Below are 3,183 nucleotides of genomic sequence, written 5' to 3'. Positions count from 1 at the left end.
CGGGGCCGTCGGACACGGCATCTGCCGGTTCAGCCGGGACGGCCGGGGTCGCCCTCGTGTCCCCGTCGCCCTCCGCGGCCGTGACCGTGAGGGAAGCGGGAGCCGCACCCCCGCCGTCCTCCGCTCCCGGTGCGGCGGCGCCGCGCAGGCGTGTTCCCAGAGGGGTCCGCACCACGCCCGTACCCGAGGAGTGGCGCGCACGGTAGCGCGAGGACATCGCCAGGCGCAGGGCCGACTCCGGCATGGCGGCGAGGGCGAGCCCGTCCTCGATGCTGTCCCTGACGTACTCCGTGCACACCAGGAAGGCGAAGAGGAGCAGGAACCAGGCCACCCACAGACCCAGGAGCAGGGCCTTCGTGTCGGGGTCGGAGGAGGGCACCGCCGCCAGCACGATCGGCACGACGATGCCCGCCGCCAGTGCCCCACGGAGCAGGCGCGGGTAGTGACGCCGGAAGACGCGGGCGCGCCGCTCCAGCACCTCGCGGTACTCCTCGCGGTCGGCCAGGGAGCGCAGCACCTGGGAGAGCCGGTAGCGACCGGGCGTGAGCACCTCCTCCGCCACGAGGAGGTCGGTGGAGACGATCTCCCGGTTGAACATGCGGGTGAGGTTGCCCAGGCGCCCCCTCAGCACCAGGCCCAGGACGAAGGACAGCGCCACGAACAGCGCGAGGACCAGCAGGCAACGCCAGTAGCGCCCGTCGTAGAAACCGCTGATGACCTCCCGCATGGCGTCGATCCCGTAGGTGAAGGGGAAGAAGGGGTAGAGCCTCTGGAAGAAGGCCGGCATCATCTCGATCGGGTACAGGCCCGACGCACCGGGGATCTGGATGATCACGAGGATCACGCACAGGCCCTTGCCGATGTGGCTGAAGGACACCGACAGGGCGTAGATGATGCTGAGGTAGGACAGGGCGATGAGGACCCCGGTCGCCATGAAGGCGGCGGCGTTCACGTGCTGGACCCCGATGACCAGGTCTCCCGCCGTCACCAGGAGGCCCTGCAGGGCGGCGATGCACGCCAGCAGCATCCAACGGCCCAGGTAACCCTGGGAGAGGGTCAGGCCGTCGATCCCCTCGTCATCGACCTCGAGGCGGAGGATCACCATGAGTACGAAGCTGCCGATCCACAGGGACAGGTTGGTGAACAGGGCGGCCATGGCCGAGCCGTAGGTGGCCACGGGGAAGACCACCTTCTCGCTGACCTGGACGGGGGACGCCATGAACTGGGCGATCTGCTGCGGGTCGAGTCCGGTGAGGGTGCCGAGGTCACTCCACAGGGAGGCGGAGCCCAGTGCCACGACGTCGGTGCGGACCGTGTCCAGACCCTGCTCGACGCCGTCCAGCGTCGTGCCCAGCCCGCCGAGCGCGGTCACCGTGTCCTTGACCTGTCCGTCCAGGTCCGTCAGGAGCCCCCGGGCCTGTGCGAGCTGCGTGCGCTGGGCGTCCAGGGCCGCCGACACCCCTCCGGCACTGGCCGACATGGCGGACATGCTCCGGTTCAGCTCCGGAATGGTCCGGGTGAGGACGTCCTCGAGTTGTCCGGAGGCGGTGGCCGCGTCCTGGATGGAGGAGTTGACGGAGTCCGTCGCGTCGGAGAGCGCGCTGACTGTCGTGTCCAGGTCGTGGTTGAGCGACTTCAGGCTCACCACGACGTCCTGGTCGGCGGTGTTGCGCTCCTGCAGGTTGGCGAGCACGGCACGTACCTGCTCCGCGACGGCGGGGTCGAGGTCGCTGTCGTCGAGGAGCGCGGTCAGCTCCGTGATCGCCTTCCCGTTGGCGCTCACCGCAGCGTCGACCGCGTCGACGGCCGTGCCGACCTGGTCGTTCACCTGCGTGACCCCGTCGGCCAGGGAGGTCAGGGACGACTGCGCCTGGGCGGACACCCCGGCCAGCAGCGTGGCACCCTGCACGTAGGAGGAGGTCGCCGTCCGCGTGAAGTCGGCGATCCCCGACTGGGCGGTGGCGGCCAGGGACTGGCTCTGGGCGATGGCCTCCTGGGTGGCGGCGAGCGCGCGGTCCGCGTCGGCGAGCGCACCCTTCGCATCAGCCAGGTCCTGGCGCGAGTCGGTGAGACTCGTCGCCAGGGAGGTGACGGCGTCCTTGGCCTGCCCCACGGAACCGGTGGCGTCGTCCAGGGCGTCGAGCGTGCCGTCCCGGGCACCCTTGAGCTGGCCCTCCGCGTCCACGCCCGCCTCCTGGAGCGCCTCCGCCGCCACCTCGGAGACCGTGGAGGTGAAGGTGCTCGTGATCCTCTCCTCGATGGTCGAGGCCCCCACGTCGGTGATCTTCGGGCGATCGCGTTCGCCTTCTCGTTCACGTAGTACTGCAGTTCAGGCTGGGTGAACGTGCTGGTGGTGATGCTCAGGAGGTCACTGCTGAAACTCGCGGGGATGACGATCGCTGCATAGCTGTGGCCGCTCCTGACGCGTTCCATGGCGTCCCCGAGGTCGGTGAAGCGCCATCCGAGCTGGTCGTTCTCCTTCAGCTGGGCCACCACCTGCGACCCGACGTCGATGTGCCCCGTCAGCTCGGAACTCGCGCCCCTGTCGAGGTCCACCACGGCCACGTCGATGTGGGAGGTGTTCCCGTAGGGGTCCCAGAACGCCACGATGTTGACCCAGGCGTACAGGGCGGGGGTGATGACCATCCCGACGAGGATGATCCACGCCTGCCGGACGGAGAGGAGCCGCCGGAGGTCACGCGCGAGCACACGCCCGACGTTCTTCATGACGCTCCTGTGGATGCGTCCTCCCCGATCCTTCCAGGCGCCCGGGGTGGAGAGGACTGGACGGGACCGGCGGCGCCTGGTCCTGGACACCCCAAGGGTGGCACGGAGGCGGGAGCGAGCACCAGTTCGTCCGGGAGTGTCCGGGGTGCGCGGCCCCGGCCGGACACAGTTCGGGGCCCGCCGTCACCGGCGGGCCCCGAACATCCCATCAACACAGTGCGAGTCGGAACACCTTGAGGTGAGCACTCCCTTGACTCGTCACCGACTCTACGGACCGACCTTTGGAACACCCTTGGACGGGGCTGGGAAAGCGCTGGGAGTCGCGGCCCCCGAGGGGGCGACCCGGGCCGCCCCCGTCGGGCCGCCCTCGTCGGGTGGTCACGGCCGCACCCCACGGCGCCCACCCCTTCCCGGTGGACCCCCGCGGCTAGGCTGGGCCCATGACAGACAAGATCC

Annotated in this window: 1 protein-coding gene and 1 pseudogene; both read right to left on the bottom strand. The window is 70.1% G+C overall.

The window, feature by feature from the left end:
- The coding region (locus TA90_RS10725; RefSeq protein ID WP_052450780.1) for a YhgE/Pip family protein at nt 1-2,275 on the bottom strand (2,275 nt) is incomplete at its 3' end.
- A gap of 26 nt (nt 2,276-2,301) precedes the next feature.
- Nucleotides 2,302-2,727, bottom strand: a pseudogene (locus TA90_RS16050) (YhgE/Pip domain-containing protein); the annotation flags it as partial.
- Nucleotides 2,728-3,183 lie beyond the last annotated feature (456 nt).

This window comes from Actinomyces polynesiensis (assembly GCF_000820725.1).
Classification (GTDB): domain Bacteria; phylum Actinomycetota; class Actinomycetes; order Actinomycetales; family Actinomycetaceae; genus Pauljensenia; species Pauljensenia polynesiensis.
Note: the sequence above shows the minus strand (reverse complement) of the source record. Positions and strands in the feature narration are given on the sequence as shown.